The sequence below is a fragment of the Reyranella sp. genome, from assembly GCF_965228225.1.
Lineage (GTDB): Bacteria > Pseudomonadota > Alphaproteobacteria > Reyranellales > Reyranellaceae > Reyranella.
Map to the genome: position 1 here is coordinate 2,315,651 of NZ_OZ245801.1, position 23,722 is coordinate 2,339,372.

The window sequence follows — 23,722 nt, forward strand, 5'->3', positions numbered from 1 at the left end:
CGCTGAGCTGGATGACAGAAAATCAAGCCCCCGCGGCGTAGCGCGGGAGGCGCAAGAGGGCGAGCAGTTCGTCGCGCAGCGGGTCGCGGGAATTGCGCAACCAGGCCGCGGCCATTGGCAGGAGATCGAGCCCTGCCGTCTCGCGTGAGGCGAGCGGCACGAAGCGCACGCCCGCGACGCCAAGTCCCGAAGCCCGTCGAGGTACGATGGCCAGGCCCAGCCCGGCCGCGACCAGGTGGACGATGGTCTGCTTTTCCTCGGCGATCTGCGACAGGTTGGGACGCAAGCCGGCCCGTTCAAAGAGTTTGATCGTGAGATCGTGGCTGTGCGGGCGAGAGCTTCTGTCGGGCACGATCATCGGCTCTCCCGCCAGCGCCTCGATCGACAGCCGCCGGCGGCCTGCCAACCGGTGACGCGAGGGCACGGCGACGACGGGCGTTTCGTGGAAGAGCATCAGCCATTCGATCCGCTTGTCGAGTTGCTCGGGCGGCCGGATGAAGGCGATGTCGAGCCGGCCGGACAGGATCTTGGGCACCAGGCGGATGGTCTTGTCCTCGACCAGTTGAACGGCCGCCGACGGGTGCAGCTCGCGAAAATCGCGCAGCAGCGCCGGCACCAGGCCGGCCGCTGCGGTGTCGATCGCGCCGATGCGGATGAGGCTGCGCGCACGCCGGCGCCCCCGCTCGCGCACCTCGGCGGCCAGCGCATCGGCACGGGTCACCAACGCTCGGGCATCGTCGACGAAAGCCGCGCCGTCCTGCGACAGCATCACGTTGCGCGTGGTCCGCAGCAGCAGCCGCGTGCCGAGCGAGGTTTCGAGCAGGCGGATGTCGCGGCTGAGGGCCGACGGCAGCATCTCGAGCCGGCGGGCCGCCCGGCCGAAATGGAGTTCGTCGGCAACGGCGAGGAAGCAGCGAAGCTGATGCAGGTCCACACGGGATTATATCAGAAATTTGTATAATCCATCGCCAATTGCGTACCTCCTTCTGCAGCCCTAAGGAGGGCTCAAATCAAAATTCCGGGAGTGAAACCATGAGCTGTTTTCGTCGTTCGCTGCTGACCGGCGCGCTGGCCGCATCCGCGGCGCTCGCTACGGCCTTGATGGCCGGACCGTCATTCGCGCAAGGCGCCTATCCCAACAAGCCCGTCACCCTGATCGTGCCGGCCGCCGCCGGCGGCCCCACCGACACGGTCGCGCGGCTGATCGCCGAGTCGATGACCAAGACCTTCGGCCAGACGGTCGTGGTCGAGAATGTCGGCGGCGCCGGCGGCACGATCGGCATGGCCAAGGTCGCCCGTGCCGCCCCCGACGGCTACACCATCGCCGTCTGGCACATCGCGCAGTCCACCGCGCCCGCTCTCTATGATGGCTTGAAGTACGACGTGGTCGGCGACTTCGACCATCTCGGCCGCATCACCGACGTGCCGATGACGCTGGTCTCCAAGGCGGGCCTGCCGCCGAAGGACATCGCCGAGATCGTCGCCTGGATGAAGGCGAACCAGGGCAAGGCGACCTACGGCCATGCCGGTATCGGCTCGGCGTCGCACCTCTGCATGCTGATCCTGATGAAGGAACTCGGCATCAAGATGGAAGGTGTCGGCTACCGCGGCACCGGTCCGGCGATGAACGACCTGATCAGCGGCACGTTCGACGTGATGTGCGACCAGACGACCAACACGACAGGCCACATCAAGGACGGACGCATCAAGGGCTACGCCGTCACGACCAAGTCCAAGGTCTCGTCCTTGCCCGACCTGCCGACCCTGGACGGCGGCACCCTGCCCGGCTTCGAGGTCTCGGCCTGGCATGCGCTCTGGGCGCCCAAGGGTCTGCCGAAGGACGTCACCGACAAGCTCGTGGCGGCGCTGAAGGTCGCGCTGAAGGACCGCAAGGTGAAGGAGCGGTTCGCCAGCCTCGGCACCGAGCCCGTCGCCGAGACGCAGGTCAGCCCCGAGGCGCTCAAGACCTATCTCGAATCGGAAGTGAAACGCTGGGACGCCGTGATCAAGGCGGCCGGCGTCAAGGCCAGCAATTGATCCGGAGACATTGATGAAGAGCTACAAGATCGCAGCCATTCCCGGCGACGGCATCGGCACCGAAGTCGTGTCGGCGGGAGTCGAGGTGCTGGAAGCCATCGCTCGCCGCGAGGGCAGCTTCGCCTTCGAGATCGACCATTTCGACTGGGGCGGCGACTACTACAAGAAGCACGGCCGCATGATGCCGGTGGACGGGCGCGAGCAGATCGCCAAACACGATGCGATCCTGTTCGGATCGGCCGGCCATCCCGACATTCCCGACCATGTCACCCTGTGGGGCCTGCGACTGGCGATCTGCCAGCCCTTCGACCAGTACGCCAACGTCCGGCCGACCCGCGTGCTGCCGGGAATCACCTCGCCGTTGCGCCACGTCAATGGCGGCGAGCTCGACTGGGTGATCGTGCGCGAGAATTCCGAGGGCGAGTATTCCGGCGTCGGCGGCCGGGTCCACCAAGGCTCGCCGATCGAGGCGGCGACCGACGTGTCGATGTTCACGCGCGCCGGCGTCGAGCGCATCCTGCGCTTCGCCTTCAAGCTCGCCCAGTCACGCCCGCGCAAGCTCCTCACCGTCGTCACCAAGTCGAACGCCCAGCGCCACGCCATGGTGATGTGGGACGAGATCGCCAGCGAAGTCGCCGCCGAGTTCAAGGACGTGACCTGGGACAAGATGCTGGTCGATGCCATGACAATGCGCATGGTGATGAAGCCCGGCAGCATCGACACGGTGGTGGCGACCAACCTGCATGCCGACATCCTGTCGGACCTGGCCGCCGCGCTGGCCGGATCGCTCGGCATCGCACCGACGGCCAATCTCAACCCCGAACGCGCCTTCCCCTCGATGTTCGAGCCGATCCATGGCTCGGCCTTCGACATCATGGGCAAGGGCGTGGCCAATCCCGTCGGCACCTTCTGGTCGGCGGTGATGATGCTCGAGCATCTGGGCGAGCCGGCCGCCGCGGGCCGTCTGATGAAGGCGATCGAGCGGGTCACCGCCGACAAGCGCTTCCACACGCCCGACCTCGGCGGCACCGCGCGGACCGCCGACGTCACGAAAGCCGTGATCGAGGCGATCCACGGGGAGAATGCCTAACGCGAGCTCGATGTCGTCCGGAGAGCCTGACTCGAAATGAATGCAACTAAAACAAGAGGCTATGAATAGCCCCGATAGCCTCACCCTGAGGAGCATCGCGCAGCGATGCGTCTCGAAGGGTGGGAACGCGCACCTTGTCTGTTGCCCATCCTTCGAGACGCGCCGTGGAGTTTACCCCGAGGTACTCGAGGGGCGGCGCTCCTCAGGATTGAGGTAAGGGCTTGAATCGATTCAGTTCATTTCCCGCCAGCCTCTGAGCACCGCGAAGGGCCTTGCGGAGCGACCAGAGAACTCCTGAGCGAACGCCAGATCCTTCGCTTCGCTCAGAATGAGAAGAGAGCCGTCCGTGTGGATCAACGCCAGGCGCTCTTCAGCGCCTGGTCGGTCTTCCACTTCTCGACCGCGGCGACGTCGTCGCAGGTGAAGGCCTGGGGGTTCTTGCGCGGGCTCGCTTCGATCCAGGCGAAGACCAGGCACTGGCCGTAGCGCGTGTCGCCCTGCTTGGTTTCGAACTTCACTTCGGTCGTGGTCGCGGCGCCGGCCTTGGCGTCGCCGTAGTCGTCGATCACCGGCGCGATCTCGCCAACCGTGCGGCCGGCCGCCTTGTTGTCGGCGTACCACTTGGCGAAGGCCGCGAACTGGTCTCCTGCAACGCCTTTGCCGTCGGCCGCGACATAGGCCTTGAGGTCGCGCACGAGGGCCTGCGCGGCCGCATTCGCCTTGGGCTCCGCGGCCTTGCGGCGCTCGGCGAGCTTCGCCTGCAGGGCCTTCAGCATGTCGGCGTTGCTGGGCTGGGGCGGCTGCAGAGGCACCGGCGCGGCGGTCTGCGGTGGCGGCGATTCGAGCCGGCGGATCGGCGCGCGGGCCGCTTCGGCATTGAGCTGGGCCGCCTCTTGCGGTGTCAGCTTGCCGGTCGCCGGGGTATTGCGTCCCTTCTGCCAGTCGCCGATCGCCTTCACGGTGGCTTCGGACTGCAGGTTGCCGTCGATCGGGCCGCTATATTTGTCGAGCGTGCGCAGCGATTCCTGGATCTTCCGGCGATCGGGATCCGGGCTGTTGAGGACGGTCGCATAGTCCGGTGCCGGCGCCGGGCGTGCCGCGACCGGCGCGGGCGGTGGAGCCGGCGCCGGGGTTCCCCGTCCCGCCGCACCGCCGGCACCGCCGTTCGCGCAGGCGCCGGGGTTCTGGAAGCAGCGCTCGACTTCGCTCGCGCTCTGCGCCCATCCGAGCGCGGGCACCAGCAGCGCCAGCGAGACCAGGCCGGCGGCGAGCCGCATGTCAGAGGCTGCCATAGGTGTTGGCGGCGAGCTGCGCCGGCAGGCCGATCACCATCGTCACCGGCTGGCCGCGGCTGGTCTGGCCGCGGGCGATGATATGGTCGTTCGGCGCGCCGGTCCTGTTTTCGTAGGTCCCCCCCCCGGCGAACTTGCCGCCGAAGCAGGAGAGCGAGAACCGACCGCTGCCGGGATTCTCGTTGGTCATCGTGCCGGTGCACACCTGCTCGCCGCGCGGATTTTCGACGGTGAAGGTGACGGAACGGTCCCGGCCGATCAGCGCGCCGTAGCGCACGAGACCGTTCAGCCGCGCGACGTTGCCGCGATCGTCGCGATAGAAGATCGAGGTCGGGCCATAGGCATCGTCCGGCATCGAAGACTTGGGTACCACGTATTGCTCGTCGCTGATCACGACCTGGCAGCGGCAGTCGACGCCGTAATTCTCGCCCAGGGGACCAAGCTCGGCCAGCCGCCGGTTGCAGTTCGAGACGGCGATGTCCTGCACCTCGCGCTCGCTCTGCTGGCCGCGCGTATAGGCGTCGGCATAGAGGAAGGCGCATTGCTTCGGCATCGGGATCGCCACGACCTTGTGGCTGGCCGAATTCGTCTCGCTGTTGACCCAGTAGCGGTTCGCCATCTCGGCGAAGCGCAGGAAGATGGGGTCGCGCCGTTCGGCCTTGCCGTAGGACTGGGCCCAGGCGGTCGAGCCCAGAATCGGACCGAGCGAGACGATGGCGAGCAGGACAGAGGCGGCAATTCGGTACATGGCAGCGAATTCACCTGAAAAAGGTGACGGAAATGCGACCCGGCCGCGGCCTCGCCCTTCCCTAGACGAGGCGACTCTGTGTCTTCGCCGCCCCGATGAACGAGGTGAACAGCGGATGCGGCGCGAACGGACGCGACTTCAGCTCGGGATGGAACTGCACGCCGATGAACCAGGGATGGTCCGGAATCTCGACGATTTCCGGCAGGATGCCGTCCGGCGACATGCCCGAAAAGCGCAGGCCCACCTGCTCCAGCCGGTCCTTGTAGTGGACGTTGACCTCGTAGCGATGGCGATGGCGCTCGCTGATCACGTCCTGCCCGTAGATCTCGTGGACCTTGGTTCCGGGTCGCAGATGCGCCGGGTAGGCGCCGAGCCGCATCGTGCCGCCGAGATCGCCGTCCGCCGCCCGCTTCTCGAGCTGATTGCCCTTCATCCACTCCGTCATCAGGCCCACCACCGCATGGTCGGTCGGTCCGAACTCGCTCGACGAGGCCGTGTCGATGCCCAGCAGGTTTCGCGCCGCCTCGATGACCGCCATCTGCATGCCGAAGCAGATGCCGAAGAACGGAACCTTGCGCTCGCGGGCGAACTTGACCGCGTGGATCTTGCCCTCGGTGCCGCGCTCGCCGAAGCCGCCCGGGACCAGGATGCCGTGGACATGCTCGAGGCGGGTGACGGCATCGTCGCGCTCGAAGATCTCCGAGTCCATCCACTCCAGCGCGACCTTCACGTTGCTGCCGAAGCCGCCATGGGTCAGCGCTTCCGACAGCGACTTGTAGGCGTCGAGCAGCACCGTGTACTTGCCGACTACCGCGATCGTCACCTTGCCCTCGGGCTCGCGCACCGAACGCACGATGCCGCGCCAGCGATCGAGGTTGGGCTCCTCATCCGCCGGCAGGCCGAAATAGCGGCAGACCTCGCGGTCGAACCCACGCTCGTGATAGGCGATCGGCACCTGGTAGATCGTGTCGACGTCACGCGCCTCGATCACCCGCTCGGGCTTCACGTTGCAGAACAGGGCGATCTTGCGCTGCTCGTTCTGCGGGATCTCCTTGTCGCCGCTGCGGCAGACCAGCAGGTCGGGCTGGATACCGACGCTCAGCAATTCCTTGACCGAGTGCTGGGTCGGCTTGGTCTTGAGTTCGCCCGCCGTCGGGACCCACGGCAGCAGGGTGAGATGCACGTACATCGTGCGCTCGCGGCCAAGCTCGTTGCCGACCTGGCGGATCGCCTCCAGGAACGGCAGGCTCTCGATGTCGCCCACCGTGCCGCCGACCTCGACGAGGACGAAGTCCTCCTTGTCGGTGTCGGCCAGGACGAAGTCCTTGATGGCGTCGGTGACGTGCGGAATCACCTGCACGGTTGCGCCGAGATACTCGCCCCGCCGCTCCTTGGCGATCACGGTCGAGTAGATGCGCCCCGTGGTGATATTGTCGCTCTGGCGGGCGTCGACGCCGGTGAAGCGCTCGTAGTGGCCGAGGTCGAGGTCGGTCTCGGCCCCGTCGTCGGTCACGAAGACCTCGCCGTGCTGATAGGGGCTCATCGTCCCCGGATCGACGTTGAGGTAGGGATCGAGCTTGCGCAGCCGGACCTTGTAGCCGCGGGTCTGCAGCAGGGCACCGAGTGCCGCCGAGGAAAGTCCCTTGCCCAGCGAGGAAACCACGCCGCCCGTTATGAAAATAAAGCGCGTCATGGGCCTACAGCATACAAGCGCTTGCGGAGCGCAGCCATGGGGATTTCGCCCCGCCGGAGACAATTCGGCGGAGGGAGGAAGCTGATTTCATGTTTGTCCCTTAGCGGGTGGGAGCAGCGGGTTGCGCCGGAGCGCCCGGCGCCGCCGGCGTCACGCCGCCCGGAGCTACTGGCGCTGTGGGAGCGCCCGAGCTCACGGGCGCACGATCCATGATGGACCGTGAGGCGCGCATCGGGTCTGTCATGCTCCAGGCCATCACCAGGCTCAGCACGAAGAAGATGGTCGCGAAGATCGCTGTCATCCGCGACAGGATGTTGGCCTGGCCGCGTACCGAGAAGAGCGCGTCCGAGCGGCCGCCCATGCCGAGACCACCGCCCTCGCTGCGTTGCAGGAGGATCACGACGATCATCGCGCTGGTCACACCGACATGGATGACGAGCAGCACGAGGCGCCATTCGTGGAGGAAGTGTCTTACGGCGTCCATTTTTGTCCAGCGCTAGAAGGGCATCTTCGCAAGCGGGCGCTTCTAGCCCCTTTAGGCCGCCTTGGCGATAGCCAAAAATTCCGCGGCGTTGAGGCTGGCTCCCCCCACCAGGGCGCCGTCGACGTCGCCGGCGGCCAGGAGTTCGGCGGCATTGCTGCCCTTCACGGAGCCGCCATAGAGCAGCCGGACCCCGGCCGCCTCGCTCGTCAGCCCGCCCAACACCTTGCGAATATGCGCGTGGGCTGCGGCGACCTCGGCCACGGTCGGGGTCTTGCCGGTGCCGATCGCCCAGACCGGTTCATAGGCCACGACCAGGTTGGCGGCCGTCGCGCCCGGCGGAACGCTGCCCTTGAGCTGGGTCTCCAGGACCGACAGCGTGTCCCCCGCCTCGCGCTCGGACAGCGTCTCGCCGATGCAGACGATCGGCAGCAGCCCGGCGCGCCAGGCCGCCTCGGCCTTGGCCCGCACGATCGCGTCGGTCTCGCCGCAATCGGCGCGCCGCTCGGAGTGGCCGACGATGACGTGGGACGCGCCGGCATCCTTCAGCATCTCGGCCGACACGTCGCCGGTATGGGCACCGCTCGCCTTGGCATGGCAGTTCTGGCCGCCGACCAGGAGGCCGCTTCCGCCGGCCACCTCGGCAACCGCGGCGACCAAGGTCGCTGGCGGGCACACGAGCAGCTCGCGATCGCTCCAGCCGGCCTGCTTCACGCCGGCGGCAACATCCTTGGCCAGGGCAAGGGCATCGGCCTTCAGGCCGTTCATCTTCCAGTTGCCCGCGATCAGCGGGCGCCTCGTGCGTGCCATCGAATTTCCCTTCCCGTTCGGCCCAAACCGTTGGAGGCGTATCTAAAGGCGGTGGCAGTTGCGGTCAAAGGCCGCTTGGTTGCCTGTCCATGGGGCGGGTGGTAGGCATGGCGCCCCTTCAAGAACCCCATCCGGCCCGTGAATCAGTTCCGCAAGTACGCTCGCTTCATCGTTCTTTCCATCCTCTTCGGCATGCTGATCATCAGCTTCGGCCTGTGGGGCGTCGGCGACATGCTGAAGGCGGTCGGGCGCAGCACCGAAGTGGCCCATGTCGGCGGCACCAAGCTGCCCCTCTACGGCTGGGTCGGCGGCGCGCCCGTCTATGCGACCGAGGTGCGCGAGCAGTTCAACCGCCAGCTGGAGGCGATCCAGCGCCAGACCGGCCAGCGCCCCGAACAGGAGCAGGCGCTGCGCTACGGTCTGCACGTGCGGGCCCTCGAGGAGACGATCCAGCGCGCCGTCCTCGACTACGCCATCGGCGAATTCGGCCTCACTGTGAGCGACGAGGAAGTCCGCGCGGCGATCGCGCGCAATCCGGCCTTCCAGGGCACCGGCGGGTCGTTCGATCCCCTGCTCTATCGCAACCGACTGCAGCAGGCCCGCATCAGCGAGGCGCAGTTCGTCCTCGACATGCGTCGCGAGATCGCCGCCAGCCAGCTGTTCGGTGTCGTCCGCGCCGACGGCCTGGCGCCGGTGTCGCTGCGCAACGACGTCTTCAAGCTGGAAAGCGAGAAGCGCACCGCCGAGACGATCTACATGCCCGACTCGATCGTCGTGGATGTGCCGAAGCCTTCGCCGGAACAGCTCAACACCTATTTCGAGGCCAACAAGGCCAAGTTCCAGATCCCCGAGTTTCGCGCCTTCTCCTACGTCATGATCACGGTCGACGACGTCGAGAGCCAGGTTGCGGTCACCTCCGACGCCCTGCGCCAGGAATACGAGGCGCGCTCCGCCGAGTTCGGCACGCCCGAGAAGCGCGACGTCGACCAGGCGATGACCGACACCGAGGACAAGGCCAAGGCGATCATCGCGGCCGTGCAAGGCGGCAAGTCGCTGGAGGATGCGGCCAAGGAAGTGACCGGCAACGCCGACGGCGTCATCAAGCTCGGGCCCGTGACGAAGAAGGACCTGCCGCCCGGCCCGCTGGCCGACGGCATCTTCGGCCTGCCCGAAGGCATCGCGCCGGCGCCGATCCAGTCGCCGCTCGGCTGGCACATCGTGCGCGTCAACAAGATCGAGGCCGGCAAGTCGGTGCCCTTCGAGGAGGTCAAGGAGAAGCTCGAGAAGGACCTGAAGGCGCAGCAGGCGCCGGATCTCCTGATCAAGCTGGTGACCGACTTCGAACGCGTGCTGGGCAAGACCCAGTCGATGAAGGCCGCCGCGGAGGATCTCGGGCTCAAGGTCCGGACCTACGAGAATGTCGACGCGCGCGGCCAGGATGCCGCCGGCAAGCAGGTCGTGATCGGCCCCGCGGCCTCCGAACTGATGCAGGCGGCCTTCTCCACCCGCGAGGGTGCGGAGAGCGAGTTGCTGGAGACGCAGCGCGGCGAGTATTTCATCGTGCGCACCGACCGCATCACGCCGGCCCGCACGCCCGCCCTTTCCGAGGTCGAGGCCAGGGTGGTCGAGGCCTGGGAGGGCGAGGAACGCCGCAAGCTCGCCGACGAGAAGGTCAAGGCAGCGGTCGAGAAGGCCAATGCCGGCACCGACTTCACCACGCTCGCCCAGGAACTCGGGCTGGAGGCGCGCATCGCCAAGCCGGTGACCCGCTTCGAGGCCGATGCCGGCAACTATCTCAGCCAGCCGGTGGTGGTGGAACTGTTCAAGCTGGCGCCCGACAAGACGCAGTCCGTGCGGACCGGTTCGGGCAGCGTGCTGGTCCGGCTCAAGTCCGTCGAACCGCCGGACCTGGCCAAGGACAAGGATCAGCTGGACCGCTTCGGCAAGCAGCTCGACACGATGGTCGCCAACGACCTGATCCTGCAGCTCATCGCGGCGCTCCGCGCCAAGTACGGCGTGACCGTCGACGAGGCCGCCTTCCAGGCGACCTTCGCGACCCAGCAATAGAAGACCTGCCATGTCGATCTCGCCCGACTTCGACGCCTTCGCGTCGCGCTATGACTCCGGCACGCCGCAGGTCGTCTCGACCAAGCTGGTTGCCGACCTCGAGACGCCCGTCTCGGCCTATCTCAAGCTGGCCGACGGCCGCGCCAACTCCTTCCTGCTGGAGTCGGTCGAAGGCGGCTCGGTGCGCGGCCGCTATTCGATCATCGGCTTCAAGCCCGACATCGTGTGGCGCTGCCGCAAGGGCCAGGCCGAGATCAACCGCCGCGCCCACACCGATTCGCAGGCCTTCGAGGCGCTCGACGGCCGGCCGCTGGAGACGCTGCGCGCCCTGATCAAGGAATGCCAGATGGAGCTGCCTGCCGACCTGCCGCCGATGGCGTCGGGCCTGTTCGGCTTCCTGGGCTACGACATGGTCCGCGACATGGAGCGGCTGCCGGACACCAATCCCGATCCGATCGGCTTGCCCGATGCGATCATGGTCCGGCCGACCCTGATCTGCATCTTCGACCGGCTGGAAGACAACGTGACCCTGGTCACCCCCGTCTGGCCGCAGCCGGGGACCAGTGCCCGTGCCGCCTACGAGGCCGCACAGGAGCGGCTGGGCGATGCCGTCTCCGACTTCGAGCGCACCCTGCCCTTCCGTCGCGACAGCGCCGACGACCTCGAGGCCCTGCCCGAGCCGCAGGCCAACATGTCGAAGGAAGACTTCAAGGCGATGGTCGAGACCTGCAAGGAATACATCCGCGCCGGCGACGCTTTCCAGATCGTGCCGTCGCAGCGTTTCTCGCTGCCCTTCAAGCTGCCGCCGCTGTCGCTCTACCGGGCGCTGCGCCGCATCAACCCCTCGCCGTTCCTGATCTTCTTCGACTATGGCGACTTCACAATCGTGGGCTCCTCGCCGGAGATCCTCGTCCGGCTGCGCGACGACACCGTCACCATCCGCCCGCTTGCCGGCACACGCCGCCGCGGTGCCACGCCCGAGGAAGACAAGCAGCTCGCCGAGGAACTGCTGGCCGATCCCAAGGAGCGCGCCGAGCACCTGATGCTGGTCGATCTGGCCCGCAACGATGTCGGCCGCGTGTCGAAGATCGGCTCGGTCCGCGTCGTCGAGCAGTTCACCATCGAGAAGTACAGCCACGTCCAGCACATCAGCTCCCATGTCGAGGGCAAGCTCGAGGAAGGACTCGACGCGATCGACGTGCTGAAGGCGGGCTTCCCGGCCGGCACGCTCTCGGGCGCGCCCAAGGTGCGCGCCATGCAGATCATCGACGAGGTCGAGCCGGTCCGTCGCGGCATCTATGCCGGCTGCGCCGGCTACTTCGCGGCCAACGGCACGATGGACACCTGCATCCTGCTGCGCACCGGCCTGGTGAAGGACGGCACCATGTACGTCCAGGCCGGCGTCGGCGTCGTGGCCGATTCAGACCTCGAGGCCGAGTACCAGGAGAGCGTCCAGAAAGCGCGCGCGCTCGTGCGGGCCGCCGACGAAGCCGTCCGCTTCGCCAGCGCCGGCCAGTGGAGCGCCGGCAACACGCGGCGCTGAGCTGGGCGATCAAGGGGGCGTCCCTACCCCTTTGTCATCCTGAGCGAAGCGAAGGATCTCACGCTCGCTCAGGAGTCCTCTGGTCGTTTGCCCAGGTCCTTCGCTGCGCTCAGGACAACAGGTCTTACGGCAGCGCGTCCGGCGAGAAACCCGCCGGAGGCTTGAAGCGGGTCTTGAAGGTGCGTGACCAGGCCTCGTTGGCGATGCGCTGGGCGTCGCGCAGGATTTTGTCCTCGTCCATCGTCAGTACGGCGCCGTCCTTCATCACCCACTTGCCGTCGACCATCACCGACTGCACGTCGCGCGCCTGGCCGTTATGGACGAAGTCGGAGACGACGCGCAGCACCGGGATCAGGTGGGCGCGCTGCAGGTCGACCATGATCAGGTCAGCCTTGTTGCCCGGCGCCAGCCAGCCGCCGTCGGGCACGCCCAGCGCGCGGTAGCCGTTGCGCGTGGCCCAGCGCAGCGCCCGCTCGGGCGTCGGCTCGCGCCCGTCTTCGCGGCGGACGCGCTCCATGAACAGGCCGGTGCGCATCACCTCGACCATGTCCTCGGCCATGTTGTCGGAGCCCATGCCGATGTTGCAGCCATAGCCTTCCAGATCGGCGATGCGCGGGCTGAGGCCGCGGCGCGCGGCGATGGCGGAGTTGAACGACACGTTGACCTTCGCCTCGCCCAGCAGCTTCTCCTCCGACGGCTCCATGCAGCGGCAATGGGCGCAGATGATGCGGTCGTTGAGAAAGCCGAGATCGGCGAGAAACTCGGTCGGCAGGCGGTTGCGATGGGCGCGCACGGCCGCCACCTCGCCCCAGATCTGGTTGAGATGGATGGTGATGCGGCTGTCGAGCTGCTTCTGCAGCGCGCTCAGATCCTGCAGCAGCTCCGGCGAGCACATGTCGGGCGCCCAGGCCGAGATGGCGATGCGCATCCGCCCGTCGGCCTTGCCGTTCCAGTCGCGATGGTTTCGCTCGATGTTCTTGATGTGCGTCTGCCCCAGCGCGCGATCGAGCTGGTAGGGCGCGGGATCGCCGATCGAGGTGCCGATGCGGTCGTAGGCGCGCTCGGCCAGCAGGAAGCGCATGCCGGTGTCCGCCAGAGCCTCCGCATAATGATCGACGTCGTTGGAATCCTCGAGCACATGCGTGGTGCCGCTGCGCAGCGCCTCGAGGGCACCCAGCAGCGCGAAGGCACGGCGCTCGTCCGGAGTCATGTCGGGCAGCGGAATCGGCGACAGGCCGCCCGAGAAGGGCGGCTTGTGCGAGGGCGACAGGTCCTCGAACACGCCGCGCGCCAGAGTCATCGTGAAATGCGTGTGGATGTTGGCGAAGCCCGGCATCACGAGCTTGCCGCTGCCGTCGATCTTCTCGGCCGCGGGGTATTGCGCCAGCACGTCGGCGCTGGCCCCGATGGCGGCGATGCGGTCGCCTTCGATGGCGATCGCTGAGTCGTAGTGGACGCTGTCGGCATCGTCGACGGTGACGATGGCGGCGTTGTGAATCACGATGGTCAACGTTTCCCCCTTTGTTTTTTGTCGGCGGCGACCGCCCTACTGCTTCTTCTTCATGTTCCAGAACATCGGCACCGGTCCGCTGAGCTGGTCGGTGATCGTGGTGCGCATCGCGACCGGCATGATGTACTGGCCGAGATTGGCGTACATCGGATATTCCGACGCGCGCACCTGGATGGCGATCGCCAGCTCCTTGCGCTCGGCCTCGGTGGTCGCGCGGGAGAAGGCATCGCGCAGCTTCTCCATCTGCGGGTCGCAGGGCCAGCCGACATTGGCCTTCTCGCAGGTGGCCGCGATGTACGACATCATGATTGGATCGAGCAGGTCGGCCGACACCCAGGTGGTGATGAAGGCGTGCCAGCCGCCCTTGTCGGGCGCCTCCTTGCGAGTGCGCCGCGACAGCACGGTCTGCCAGTCCATCGCCTGCATGTCGACGGTGAAGCCGCCCCGCTCCAGCAGCGACTTGACGATCGGCGTCAGGCGACCGGTCTGGGTATCGGTGGCGAACAGCAGCACGACGGGCGTGCCGTCATAGCCTTCCTGCTTCAGGATCTCCTTCGACTTGGCGAAGTCGGAGTTCAGCTTGTCCTCGAAGCCCTTGTCGGTGGCGAAGGGCGTGCCGCAGATGAACAGCGCCTTGCACTCCTTGTAGTACTTCTCGTCGCCGAAGCCCGCGATCAGGAAGTCTTTCTGGTTCAGGGCATAGAGCGCGGCCTGGCGGATCTTCGCATTGTCGAACGGCTTGTGCAGCGTGTTGAAGCGGAGGTTCATCTGGCCGCCGAGCTTGTTGTAGGTGCCAAGGACGATGTTCTTGTCCTTGGCGAGCAGCGGCAGCAGCTCGATCTCGGGCTGGTCGATATAGTCGATCTCGCCGGCCAGCAGCGCGTTCACCGCGGTCTGGGCATCGGTGATGTTAAGCCATTCGACCCGGTCGACGTTGACCACCTTGCCGCCGGCCAGGCCGGAGGCCGGCTCGCTGCGCGGCTTGTAGTCCTTGAACTTGTCGTAGACCGTCTTCTCGCCCGGGCGCCACAGGTCCTTGCGGAAGACGAACGGGCCCGACCCGGTGGGGTCGCTGATCTGCACGTTGTTCGGCGTGTCGGCCACCCGCTTCGGCATGATGAACGGCACCGTGGAACTGGGCTTGCCCAGCGATTCCAGCACCAGGCCGTAGGGCTCCTTCAACACCAGGGTGAAGCTCTTGTCGTCGACCGGCTTCAGTTCCTTGACCAGCGAGAAGAGCTTCTGCCCCATCGCGTCCTTGGGCGCCCAGCGCTGCAGCGAGGCGATGCAGTCGGCCGAGGTCACCGGCGCACCGTCATGGAACTTCAGCCCGTCGCGCAGGGTGAAGGTGTAGGTGAGCTTGTCGTCGCTGATCTTCCAGCCTTCGAGCATCTGCGGCCTGACGACGAGATTCTCGTCCATCGCCAACAGGGTGTCGTAGACCATGTAGCCGTAATTGCGGACGTTGTAGGCCGAGGTCCAGATCGGATCGATGATCTTGATGTCGGCGTGCATGACCGCACGGATCGTCTGGGCCTGCGCCGGCGTCTGCACCGAAAACGACATCAATGCGGTCGCCGCCGCCCCGATTGCCCACTTCATGGCACCCATGTCCCATCCTCCGTTCGTTCCCACATCACCCTTCACAACGAACGCAATCAGCATGCCATTCCACGATGCGCGCGAGCGGTGCTAACCTCGCCGGCAACGGAGGAAACCAATGTCCGACTGGCAAAATCGCTATCAGCGCCTGCTGTTCGATCGCCCGCATCCCAAGGTGCTGCGGGTCACGATGAACCGTCCCGAAAAGTACAATGCGACGGACGCGATCATGCATCGCGAGCTGGTCGACGTGTGGCGCGACATCGACGGCGACGACACGATCAACTGCGTGATCATCCAGGGCGCCGGCGGCAAGGTGTTCTCGGCCGGCGGCGACTTCGACATCATCGAAAACAACATCCGGGACCACAACGCGCTGCTGCGCACCTGGAAGGAAGCGCGCGACATCGTCTACAACGTCATCAACTGCTCCAAGCCGATCGTCAGCACGATGCGCGGACCGGCGGTCGGCGCGGGCCTCGTCGCCGGCATCCTGGCCGACGTCTCGATCGCCTCGAAGAAGGCCAAGATCATCGACGGTCATACCCGCCTCGGCGTCGCCGCCGGCGACCATGCCTGCATCGTCTGGCCCCTGCTCTGCGGCATGGCCAAGGCGAAGTACTATCTGCTGCTCTGCGAAGCCGTCGACGGCGAGGAAGCCGAGCGCATCGGCCTGGTGTCGCTCTGCGTCGAGGACGATCAGCTCGAAGCCAAGGGGCTGGAGGTCGCGACCAAGCTGGCCGAGGGTGCCCAGACCTCGATCCGCTTCACCAAGTACGCGCTGAACAACTGGCTGCGCATGATGGGCCCGACCTTCGACACTTCGCTCGGTCTCGAGATGCTGGGCTTCCTCGGCCCGGACGTGAAGGAAGGCCTCGCCTCGCACCTGGAGAAGCGCAAGCCGAAATTCGATCCGTATTCGCCGATTTAGGTGTCGTCCTGAGCGCCAGCGAAGGACCTCACCGAACGATCAGACACTGACCGCAAAAACCTGGTGCGTATCGAAAGGGAGATCCTTCGCTGCGCTCAGATGACAAAGGGCAGAAAGATGCGCGGACTGGACGGAAAGAACGTCATCGTGACCGGCGGCGCGGGCGCCATCGGCGGCGCGATCTGCCGCCGCTTCGCGGGCTACGGCGCCCGCGTCGGGGTGTTCGACAAGAACCTCGACGGCGCCAAGAAAGTCGCCGGCGAGATCAGGGGATACGCCTCGGGCGTCGACATCGCCGACTACGAGGCGGTGGACGCGGCGATTGCCGAATTCGAGCGTGACGCCGGCCCGACCGACATCCTGGTCAACAATGCCGGCTGGGACCGCTTCGCCAATTTCATCGATACCACGCCCGACCTGTGGGACCAGCTCATCGCCATCAACCTGCGCGGACCGCTCAACATGAGCCACGTCGTCCTGAAGGGCATGGTGGCGCGCGGTAGCGGCCGCATCGTCAACATCGCCTCGGACGCCGGCCGGGTCGGCTCCTCCCAGGAAGCCGTCTACTCCGCCTGCAAGGGCGGCATCATCGCCTTCACCAAGACGGTGGCGCGCGAGGTCGCGCGCAAGGGCATCACCCTGAACGCGGTCTGTCCCGGTCCCACCGACACGCCGCTGCTGGCCGCCGTCGCCGGCGACGACGAGCGCGGCCAGAAGGTGCGCGCCGCCCTTGTGAGCGCCATTCCGATGAAGCGGGTCGGCCAGCCCGAGGATATTCCGGGCGCCGTCTGTTTCCTGGCGAGCGACGATGCGAGCTTCATCACCGGTCAGACGATCAGCGTCTCCGGTGGTCTCACCATGCATGGATGAAGGAGCCTACCCGATGAGCGACTTGTGGATTCAGCCGACCGGCGCGGCCCTCGCCGCCGACGTGCATGGCGTCGACCTCTCGAAGCCGGTCAGCGACGAGGCCTTCGCCCGTATCGCCGATGCCTGGGGCGAGCACCTGGTGTTGCGCTTCTCGGGCCAGAAGCTCGACGACGGCATGCTGATGAAGTTCAGCGCCCGCTTCGGTGAACTCGACCGCGTTCCAGTCGCCGCCGCCAGCCTCGACCGCGCCGATTCGGACGTGATCGACGAGGCCCGCGAATGGGTGGCGGTGATCGCCAGCGTGAAGAAGGACGGCAAGGCGGTCGGCAGCCTCGGCAACTACGAACTCGTCTGGCACACCGACATGTCCTACAACGCGCTGCCGCCGCGGGCGTCGCTGCTCTACGCGCTGGAAGTGCCCGCCGACGGCGGCAACACCGGCTTCCTCAACATGTATGCGGCCTACGAGACCCTGACGCCCGACCTGAAGCGCGCGATCGAGGGCAAGACCTGCATCCACGATTCCAGCCGCAACTCGGCCGGCGAACTGCGCAAGGGATTTCAGCGCACCCTCGACGTGCGCCAGACGCCGGGCGCCGTGCATCCCCTCGTCCGCCTGCACCCCGTCACCGGCCGCAAGGCGCTGTTCCTCGGCCGCCGGCCGGGCGCCTACATCCATGGCCTCGAGGTCGAGGAGAGCGAGGAACTGCTCGACGCGATCTGGGCGCATGCCACACAGGAGAAGTTCGCCTGGTACCAGAAGTGGCGCGCCGGCGATCTGGTGATGTGGGACAATCGCTGCGTCATGCACCGCCGCGACGCGTTCGACGAGAGCCTGCGCCGCCTGATGCATCGCACGCAGATCGTCGGTGAGACCGTGCTGGCGGGCTGAGGCCATGAATCCCCTGCTCCTCGCCGCCGGATTCCTGCTGCTGCCCGTCGCGGCGCTCGCGGCACCGGATGCGGCTCAGACGGCGGCAATCTGTGGCCCCCGCACGAGCTGCAAGGTCGCCAAGACATATGAGGCCGGCAGGTCGCCCGCCGGCGCGCCGCTCGCGGTCGTCGAGATTCATCTTGGCCTCGCCGACAAGCCCAAGGACCAGGACGAAGGCTGCCTCAACGGCAACGCCCGCGATGGCGGCGTCGAATACTGGCTGCTGGACGGCACGGCGGCACCGAAGCAGGTCCTGCAGCTCTGCAACGACGGCTACGGCATGGCCGGTGTCGGCGAGGACGATATCGAGGTCGGCCCCAACCGCCTCGTCCATCACCAGTATGGCGGCTCGTCGTGGCGCTGGTCGATGAATGTCACCTATTCGCTGGTGCCCTTCCGCGCCGTAACCGAACAGGATTGCAGCTACCACAACGTGTCGGAGCAGAGCGGCACGCTGACCGACATCGACTACCAAACGCGCCTCGTGCGGGCGCTGGCCAAGGACAGCACCCGGCGCGATCTTGGCATGGGCTGTCCGTCCTGGCCCAAGCCGCCGCAGACCTTCGCGGCGCGCATCGATGCGGACACGGTCGGCGCCTATCCGGTGGTGGCGCCCGGCCTGCCCGGCAAGGCGGCGATTCCGGCGGGGACCGCGTTTGGGAATTGCGTGCCCGGCATGACGACGGCCGGCGATAACGGCTTCGTCGTCTGGGGCAAGCCCGCGGCGGCCGACCAGGCGGCCGAGATCCGGACGGTCGGCGTCGGCAGCAACACGCTCATCCTGCAGGTGTTCGACCCCGTCCCCGTCGTCGCGCCCTCCGGCGGCTCGTGGATCCACCAGCCGCATCTGGAAATCTGGGTCGGGCAGAATGGCGAGGAGATCAACACGATGCTGCCGATCGGCCAGATGACCCAGACCGGCATCACGCTCGACGGCACGGTCCATCGCGGCATCGGCAAGCCCGGCCCGCCGCCCAAGGTCGAGCGCTGGACGGCTCGCGACGAACGCGGCCGCCCTGTCACCGTGCTGCGCCTCGCCTGGCCAGACGAATTCGCCCTGATCAACGGCGTGACGGTCGTCTATTCGCAGGCTGAGGCCGGCAAGCAGGCCCGCCTTGTCGCGACCGCCGGCTTCGCCAACAACCGGCCGATCTACGTGCCCGACATGCTGACTCTCGCCGGCCGGCCCTCGACGTCCGATCGCGGCCTCTGCCAGGTGCGCGACGGGCGGCTGGTGGCGATCGAGTAGATCGCTTTCAGCTGTCCGCCATGATCGAGCGGTAGATCGCGGCCTTCTGCTTCACCGGCAGGCGGTCGATGGCAGCGAACAGGCGGAGCATCATATCGCACTGGCGGGCCTTCGACTGGCTCTTCAGGTCCTGGAAGGCGCGCAGGTCGGCGTCGCTGAAGGGTGGCTCGGCCAGGGTGCGCGCCTGCTCGTAGGCGGCGCCCAGCTCTTCGGCCGTCGGCATCTTGTTGTCCGGATTGCCCGACTTGTAGGCTGCGATCACGGCGCGCTGGCCGTCGGCGAGCGCGGCATCGAGCGTGGGGTTGTTCGACACCCGATTGACGCCGCTCATCGCATAGTCGCCGCAGGCATCGGGCGAGGCGTTCTTGAAGGCCTGCAGCGTGGGCACCGTCTTGTCGCCCCAGGCGACGATCGCGTCGTCTGTGCCCGTCACCGCGACCGGCACGATCTTCGAGCGAAAGACCGCCATGGTCGCCTTGGCGACATCCTGCAGGGTCGAGGGATCTCCCATGTTCGCACGATGCGCCCGAAAGACCGGCACGAGGTGCTTGCGCAGGTCAGGCTCGATGGTGGCGTCGAGCGCGAACATGTCGCCGACCGGCGGATAGCGCTTCAGGATCTCCGCGCGGATCTGCGACCAGGCATAGTCGTCGTTGGTATTGAAATAGTGCAGCTCGATGGCCGGGCGTGCGGCGATAGCGGCGCCTCCCACGATCACCGCCGCAAGGGCCGCCAGCAGCGAGCGGTTCCTGCTCGGCCGGTTCCTCGTCAGCAAGGCCACGATGCCGGCGGCGGCAGCGGCAGCGGCAACTGTTACACCCAGAAAGACGATTTCCATCAGGCTCCTGCCTCTCGAACAGAGTTGCGATCACCCCCGCCACCTTTGGCTTAACGTGCCGCCTGCAACGCGACAAGCATGACGAGCCCAGCGGATCGAGAACGTCACAAAACCCCAACGATGTCGCGCTTCTGTAGCCCACGAGAGCAATTGCAGGAGAGAGCACCTTGGTATTGATCGACGTCGCGGCGGAACTCGCGAAGCTCAAGCGCTTCGAAGGCCGCACGCCCGCATCCACGCCGGCGGAGCGCAAAGGCTCTTCGACAAAACTCGCCGCCTATCGCGACGCGACAATCTTCGCCAACAAGTCTGCCGGCCGCGGCGCCTGGGAGCGTCATCCCGACGGCGACGAACTCGTCTACATCCTCGAAGGGAGCGCCACTCTGCAGCTCTTCGAGGAGAGCGGCACGCGATCCATCGAGGTCGATAAGGGCAAGATGGCGATCGTGCCGGGCGGCATCTGGCACCGCTTCCACTATCCCGACGGGGTCACGCTGATGACCATCACGCCGGGCAAGAGCGAATATGTCCGCCTCGACATCGAGGATCCGTCAGGCGTCGAGCCGGAACGCGACTGACCGATAGACAGTCAAGAAACGCTTTCGTCACGCCCCGGCGTCAGGCGCCCGTAAGCGGTGTTCGTCACCTTGACGACACGAACCCGCCAACGGTTGGCTCAGGGGATTTATATGGCAAAGCCGCTCTGGCCGAACGTCAGCAACGTTCAGTACCGCAGCGAACGAAACTGGCCGCTCGACGGTCGCCGGCGCGAGGGCCCGCGCGAGCGCCAGCGACTGATGGCCCTGCAGGAGCGGCTCTATCAGACCGGTTTCTGGCCCGGCATTCTCAACGCACCCGCCCGCCGCGCCGGCATCGGATCCTCGAAGGCGCGCGGGTATTTGTGGGGCTGCGCCGAGACCTCGTTCAGCTTTGCCAGCGCCTCCGCCGGCAGGCGCCAGCCGCCCGCCTTCAGCGTCTCGCCCAGTTGCTCGACGTTGCGGGCGCCGACGATGGCGCTGGTCATGAAGGGCTGATCCATCACCCAACGCAGCGCCACCTCGGCCGGCGGCTTGCCGAGCTCCTTCGCGGTGTCGAGCAGCGTCTGCAGGATTTCGCCGTGGTTGGGCGCGAAGAACTTGCTCTGGAACCCCCAGCCCTCGGCTGAGCGGCTACCCTGGACCTTCAGATTGCCCGGCGTGTACTTGCCGGCCAGGTAGCCGCTGCCGAGCGGCGACCAGGCCACGCAGCCCAGCCCCTTGAGCTGCAGCGCCGGCACGATTTCCTCGTCGATGTCGCGCACCACCAGGCTGTACTGCGGCTGGTAGGCCGAGAAGCGCTCCCAGCCCCTGGTGTCGCTGATCCACAGCGCCTCCATCAGGCGCCAGGCTTCGAAATTCGAGCAGGCCGTGTAGAGGATCTTGCCGTCGCGCACGAGATCGTCGAGCGCGCGCAGCATCTCCTCGAGCGGCGTCTGATGGTCGACGTGATGGATGTAGTAGATGTCGATGTAGTCGGTCTGCAGACGCTTCAGCGAGCCTTCGATCTGCTGCTTGATGTGCAGCCGCGACATGCCCGAATCGTTGGGGCGGCCACCCATCGGATTGAAGAACTTGGAGGCGATGACGGCGTCCGCGCGCCGGCCCTTCAGCGCCACACCCAGCATCGTCTCCGACGTGCCGCCGACATAGGAATTGGCCGTGTCGAAGAAGGTGACACCCGCATCAAGCGCGGCGTTTACCATCGCCGAGGCGCCCTCCTGGTCGGCGCCGTTGCCGAAGGTCATGGTGCCCAGGCAGATCTCCGAGACTTTCAGGCCGGCACGGCCGAGATTGCGGTAGTCCATGGGCTTCCTCCGTCATCCGACACCGAGACTACGCCGTCCTGCGGTGACGAAGGAATGACCGTGCCTCGAAAAGCGTATTGACCCGGCCCCAGGGACCGCCCTCATAAGGCGAACGGTCAACATCAGACGAGGTCGATCGTGAGCCAGTTCCTGAATGCGTCCGACGCCGCCCGCCATCTCGGTATCTCGACCAAGGCGCTGCGCCTCTACGAGCAGCGCGGCCTGCTGTCACCCCTGCGGTCGGACGCGGGCTGGCGGGCCTACGGGCCGGAGGATCTGGAGCGCGCCTCGGAGATCGTCGCCCTGCGGGCACTGGGTTTCAGCCTGGCCCAGGTGGCGCGCATCGTGAAGGGCGATGCGAGCGGCCTCGAACCGGCGCTCGCCGCCCACCAGGCAACGCTCGAAGCGCGCCTGCGCGACCTGGTCGCGGCCCTGGACGGCGTGCGGGCGCTGCGCGGCGACCTCGCCCGCGGCGGCGCGCCGAGCGCATCCGAACTCGCCCGCACGCTGATCCCGGCGCCCGGGCTCCACGTCGGGTTCGACCTTCCCTGGCCGTGGGGCGGTGAGACTTTCGAACTGCGCGACATCCGGCCCCTCACCTACATCACCGGCCCCTTGGGCAGCGGCAAGACGCGGCTGGCGATGCGGATCGCCGAACAGATCGGCGGTGTCTTCCTGGACCTCGACCGGGTCGCCGATCCTTCGCTGCAGGCGAAGATCGAGTCCATAGTCGGCCTGCTCGTGCAGGACGGCGCGACCGACACGCCGGCCCTCAGGGCGCTTCTCTGCGGCCTCGAAGCCTCCCAGCCAGTCGTCGTCGACCTCATCGAACAAGGCCTCGACCGGCCGACGCAGGAAGCGCTGATCGCCCATCTGCGCCGGCGTAGTCCCGGCATACCGCCGCTGTTCGTGATGACGCGCTCCAGTTCCATCCTCGATCTCGATGCGCTCGGTCCCGACGAGACGGTGCTCTTCTGTCCGGCCAATCACGCGCCGCCGTTCCGCGTCGCGCCCTATCCCGGAGCGCCGGGCTACGAGGCGCTGGCCTCCTGCCTGGCCACACCGGAAGTGCGGGCGCGTACCGAAGGCGTCATTGCCGTGCGGCGATAGCCGGCCTTAATTTCGAATACATGGCGTAGTGCCAATAGGGCCCGCCATGATCGTCGAGGCCCATGATGTTGTCCTGCATCACATAGGTGAAGTCCCGCGGGGTCGCGGCAACGATCTCGACATTGCCGGGCAGGTTCTGCAGCACCGGATCGTTCTTCGCGCCGAACATGTGCAGGAGATGGATCTTCTCGACAGTGCTCGCCGCAATCGCCCGCAGGAGTTCGCTCGACACCCTGTCCACATAATCCGGCGCGGGCTCCGGGCCCACGCAATAGGCCGGATCGAATTTGCAATGCATCGGGATCGTGTCGAAGGCCAGGCGATTGCCGGTGTCGAGCCGGGCGCGGATCACCCTGTCCTTCGGGTCGAGTTCGACCTCGGGAAAGGTCGAGGCCATCCAGTCGCGGATGCTGCGCAGCCGTGCGGGCGCGGCGACATGGCGTTCCTTGTAGTACTGCGCATAGCCCAGGATGACGACGTCGCCGGGACGGATCCGGTCCTTGATCCGCTGCATCGTGACAAGCGCGTTGGCCCACGAGTAGCCGGCCAGCGCATGGAGCTGCACGGAGGCGCCGGGATATTCCGTCTGCAGCAGGAAGGCGAAGGTCTGCTGGTCGTTGACGCCGTCGCCGAACACGTAGGAATCGCCCAGCACGAAGATCCGGCGCGTCGCCTCGGGCGGCGTGTTGCCGGTGAACCTCGTTCCGTCAGGATTGATCGTCACCACGGCGTCGAGATGTTCGACCCTTCCCTGCCGCAGGCCGCTGTAGCGGAAGATGTATCGCCCGGGGTTGGCGCGATACCCCTGCTCGGCATCCTCGGCGAAGAAGCCCGCCGGCAGGCGGGTCATGCGCCGGAAGCTCGTCGGATCAGGAAACGATCCGGGCAGCAGCCAGCTCAAGCCGGTCCGCAGCGCCAGCAGGATCGCGGGTTCCGACGGCGGACCCGGCAGAGCGGCGATCCTGTCCTTGTTGACGGCGTAGAGGAAGGCCGAGGCACCGATCTCCAGCGCGACCAGGACGATGGCCGCCAGGATCGCGTAGAAGATCGCTTTCTTCGGCCTGCTCACCCGAG

Annotated in this window: 21 protein-coding genes; 10 read left to right on the plus strand and 11 right to left on the minus strand. The window is 66.7% G+C overall.

The window, feature by feature from the left end:
• Positions 1 to 22: 22 nt before the first annotated feature.
• Positions 23 to 934 carry a LysR family transcriptional regulator gene (locus ACO07K_RS11095; protein WP_422035991.1) on the minus strand — a complete coding sequence of 304 codons (912 nt, stop codon included), beginning with the start codon at positions 932 to 934 and terminating at the stop codon, positions 23 to 25.
• Positions 935 to 1,032: 98 nt separating this feature from the next.
• On the opposite strand from ACO07K_RS11095, the gene ACO07K_RS11100 reads away from it, so the two are divergent.
• Positions 1,033 to 2,037: a tripartite tricarboxylate transporter substrate binding protein BugD gene (locus tag ACO07K_RS11100; RefSeq protein WP_422035992.1), complete on the plus strand. Its 1,005-nt coding sequence runs from the start codon at positions 1,033 to 1,035 to the stop codon at positions 2,035 to 2,037.
• A gap of 13 nt (positions 2,038 to 2,050) precedes the next feature.
• Positions 2,051 to 3,127, plus strand: a complete 1,077-nt coding sequence (locus ACO07K_RS11105; protein ID WP_422035993.1) for a tartrate dehydrogenase — start codon at positions 2,051 to 2,053, stop codon at positions 3,125 to 3,127.
• A 353-nt stretch (positions 3,128 to 3,480) separates the two neighbouring features.
• Here the strand turns inward: ACO07K_RS11105 and ACO07K_RS11110 are convergent, their stop codons facing one another.
• The 5 genes from ACO07K_RS11110 to tpiA form a co-directional block, all read right to left on the minus strand.
• Complete coding sequence (locus tag ACO07K_RS11110) at positions 3,481 to 4,404, minus strand: peptidoglycan-binding domain-containing protein (RefSeq protein WP_422035994.1); 924 nt, start codon at positions 4,402 to 4,404, stop codon at positions 3,481 to 3,483.
• 1 nt (position 4,405) lies between these two features.
• Positions 4,406 to 5,167, minus strand: coding sequence for a hypothetical protein (locus ACO07K_RS11115; RefSeq protein ID WP_422035995.1), 762 nt, complete (start codon positions 5,165 to 5,167; stop codon positions 4,406 to 4,408).
• Positions 5,168 to 5,228: 61 nt separating this feature from the next.
• Positions 5,229 to 6,860: a CTP synthase gene (locus ACO07K_RS11120; protein ID WP_422035996.1), complete on the minus strand. Its 1,632-nt coding sequence runs from the start codon at positions 6,858 to 6,860 to the stop codon at positions 5,229 to 5,231.
• Between the two features lie 100 nt (positions 6,861 to 6,960).
• Positions 6,961 to 7,344 carry a preprotein translocase subunit SecG gene (gene secG, locus ACO07K_RS11125; protein WP_422035997.1) on the minus strand — a complete coding sequence of 128 codons (384 nt, stop codon included), beginning with the start codon at positions 7,342 to 7,344 and terminating at the stop codon, positions 6,961 to 6,963.
• A gap of 51 nt (positions 7,345 to 7,395) precedes the next feature.
• Positions 7,396 to 8,151, minus strand: coding sequence for a triose-phosphate isomerase (tpiA, locus tag ACO07K_RS11130; RefSeq protein ID WP_422035998.1), 756 nt, complete (start codon positions 8,149 to 8,151; stop codon positions 7,396 to 7,398).
• A gap of 138 nt (positions 8,152 to 8,289) precedes the next feature.
• Here tpiA and ACO07K_RS11135 point away from each other — a divergent pair, with 138 nt between their 5' ends.
• Together ACO07K_RS11135 and trpE are read left to right on the plus strand one after the other, a co-directional pair.
• Entirely contained in the window at positions 8,290 to 10,218 is a 1,929-nt protein-coding gene (locus ACO07K_RS11135) for a peptidyl-prolyl cis-trans isomerase (RefSeq protein WP_422036000.1), read from the plus strand.
• Positions 10,219 to 10,228: 10 nt separating this feature from the next.
• On the plus strand, positions 10,229 to 11,761 hold the full coding sequence (gene trpE / locus ACO07K_RS11140; RefSeq protein ID WP_422036002.1) for an anthranilate synthase component I: 1,533 nt from the start codon (positions 10,229 to 10,231) through the stop codon (positions 11,759 to 11,761).
• Positions 11,762 to 11,885: 124 nt separating this feature from the next.
• Here trpE and ACO07K_RS11145 read toward each other — a convergent pair whose 3' ends face one another.
• Both ACO07K_RS11145 and ACO07K_RS11150 read right to left on the minus strand, forming a co-directional pair.
• On the minus strand, positions 11,886 to 13,262 hold the full coding sequence (locus ACO07K_RS11145; RefSeq protein ID WP_422036651.1) for an amidohydrolase family protein: 1,377 nt from the start codon (positions 13,260 to 13,262) through the stop codon (positions 11,886 to 11,888).
• Between the two features lie 45 nt (positions 13,263 to 13,307).
• Positions 13,308 to 14,882: an ABC transporter substrate-binding protein gene (locus tag ACO07K_RS11150; protein WP_422036003.1), complete on the minus strand. Its 1,575-nt coding sequence runs from the start codon at positions 14,880 to 14,882 to the stop codon at positions 13,308 to 13,310.
• Positions 14,883 to 14,991: 109 nt separating this feature from the next.
• On the opposite strand from ACO07K_RS11150, the gene ACO07K_RS11155 reads away from it, so the two are divergent.
• The 4 genes from ACO07K_RS11155 (at position 14,992) to ACO07K_RS11170 (ending at position 18,857) form a co-directional block, all read left to right on the plus strand.
• On the plus strand, positions 14,992 to 15,804 hold the full coding sequence (locus ACO07K_RS11155) for an enoyl-CoA hydratase/isomerase family protein (RefSeq protein WP_422036004.1): 813 nt from the start codon (positions 14,992 to 14,994) through the stop codon (positions 15,802 to 15,804).
• 117 nt (positions 15,805 to 15,921) lie between these two features.
• Positions 15,922 to 16,674 carry an SDR family oxidoreductase gene (locus ACO07K_RS11160; RefSeq protein ID WP_422036005.1) on the plus strand — a complete coding sequence of 251 codons (753 nt, stop codon included), beginning with the start codon at positions 15,922 to 15,924 and terminating at the stop codon, positions 16,672 to 16,674.
• 13 nt (positions 16,675 to 16,687) lie between these two features.
• The gene (locus ACO07K_RS11165; RefSeq protein WP_422036006.1) at positions 16,688 to 17,566 is read left to right on the plus strand and encodes a TauD/TfdA dioxygenase family protein; all 879 of its coding nucleotides are present in this window, start codon (positions 16,688 to 16,690) and stop codon (positions 17,564 to 17,566) included.
• Positions 17,567 to 17,570: 4 nt separating this feature from the next.
• Positions 17,571 to 18,857 (plus strand): hypothetical protein, encoded by a 1,287-nt coding sequence (locus ACO07K_RS11170; RefSeq protein ID WP_422036007.1) that lies wholly within the window; start codon positions 17,571 to 17,573, stop codon positions 18,855 to 18,857.
• Positions 18,858 to 18,864: 7 nt separating this feature from the next.
• Here the strand turns inward: ACO07K_RS11170 and ACO07K_RS11175 are convergent, their stop codons facing one another.
• Positions 18,865 to 19,695: a hypothetical protein gene (locus ACO07K_RS11175; RefSeq protein ID WP_422036008.1), complete on the minus strand. Its 831-nt coding sequence runs from the start codon at positions 19,693 to 19,695 to the stop codon at positions 18,865 to 18,867.
• Between the two features lie 167 nt (positions 19,696 to 19,862).
• Here ACO07K_RS11175 and ACO07K_RS11180 point away from each other — a divergent pair, with 167 nt between their 5' ends.
• The gene (locus tag ACO07K_RS11180) at positions 19,863 to 20,273 is read left to right on the plus strand and encodes a cupin domain-containing protein (RefSeq protein ID WP_422036009.1); all 411 of its coding nucleotides are present in this window, start codon (positions 19,863 to 19,865) and stop codon (positions 20,271 to 20,273) included.
• A gap of 242 nt (positions 20,274 to 20,515) precedes the next feature.
• On the opposite strand, the gene ACO07K_RS11185 is transcribed toward ACO07K_RS11180, so the two are convergent.
• A complete protein-coding gene (locus ACO07K_RS11185; protein ID WP_422036010.1) occupies positions 20,516 to 21,538 on the minus strand; it encodes an aldo/keto reductase in 1,023 nt (340 codons plus the stop codon).
• Positions 21,539 to 21,676: 138 nt separating this feature from the next.
• Between ACO07K_RS11185 and ACO07K_RS11190 the strand changes: the two genes are divergently transcribed.
• Positions 21,677 to 22,648: a MerR family transcriptional regulator gene (locus tag ACO07K_RS11190; protein ID WP_422036012.1), complete on the plus strand. Its 972-nt coding sequence runs from the start codon at positions 21,677 to 21,679 to the stop codon at positions 22,646 to 22,648.
• On the opposite strand, the gene ACO07K_RS11195 is transcribed toward ACO07K_RS11190, so the two are convergent.
• Positions 22,629 to 23,717, minus strand: coding sequence for a hypothetical protein (locus ACO07K_RS11195; RefSeq protein WP_422036013.1), 1,089 nt, complete (start codon positions 23,715 to 23,717; stop codon positions 22,629 to 22,631). The two genes, ACO07K_RS11190 and ACO07K_RS11195, sit on opposite strands and share 20 nt — an antisense overlap.
• Positions 23,718 to 23,722: the final 5 nt, after the last annotated feature.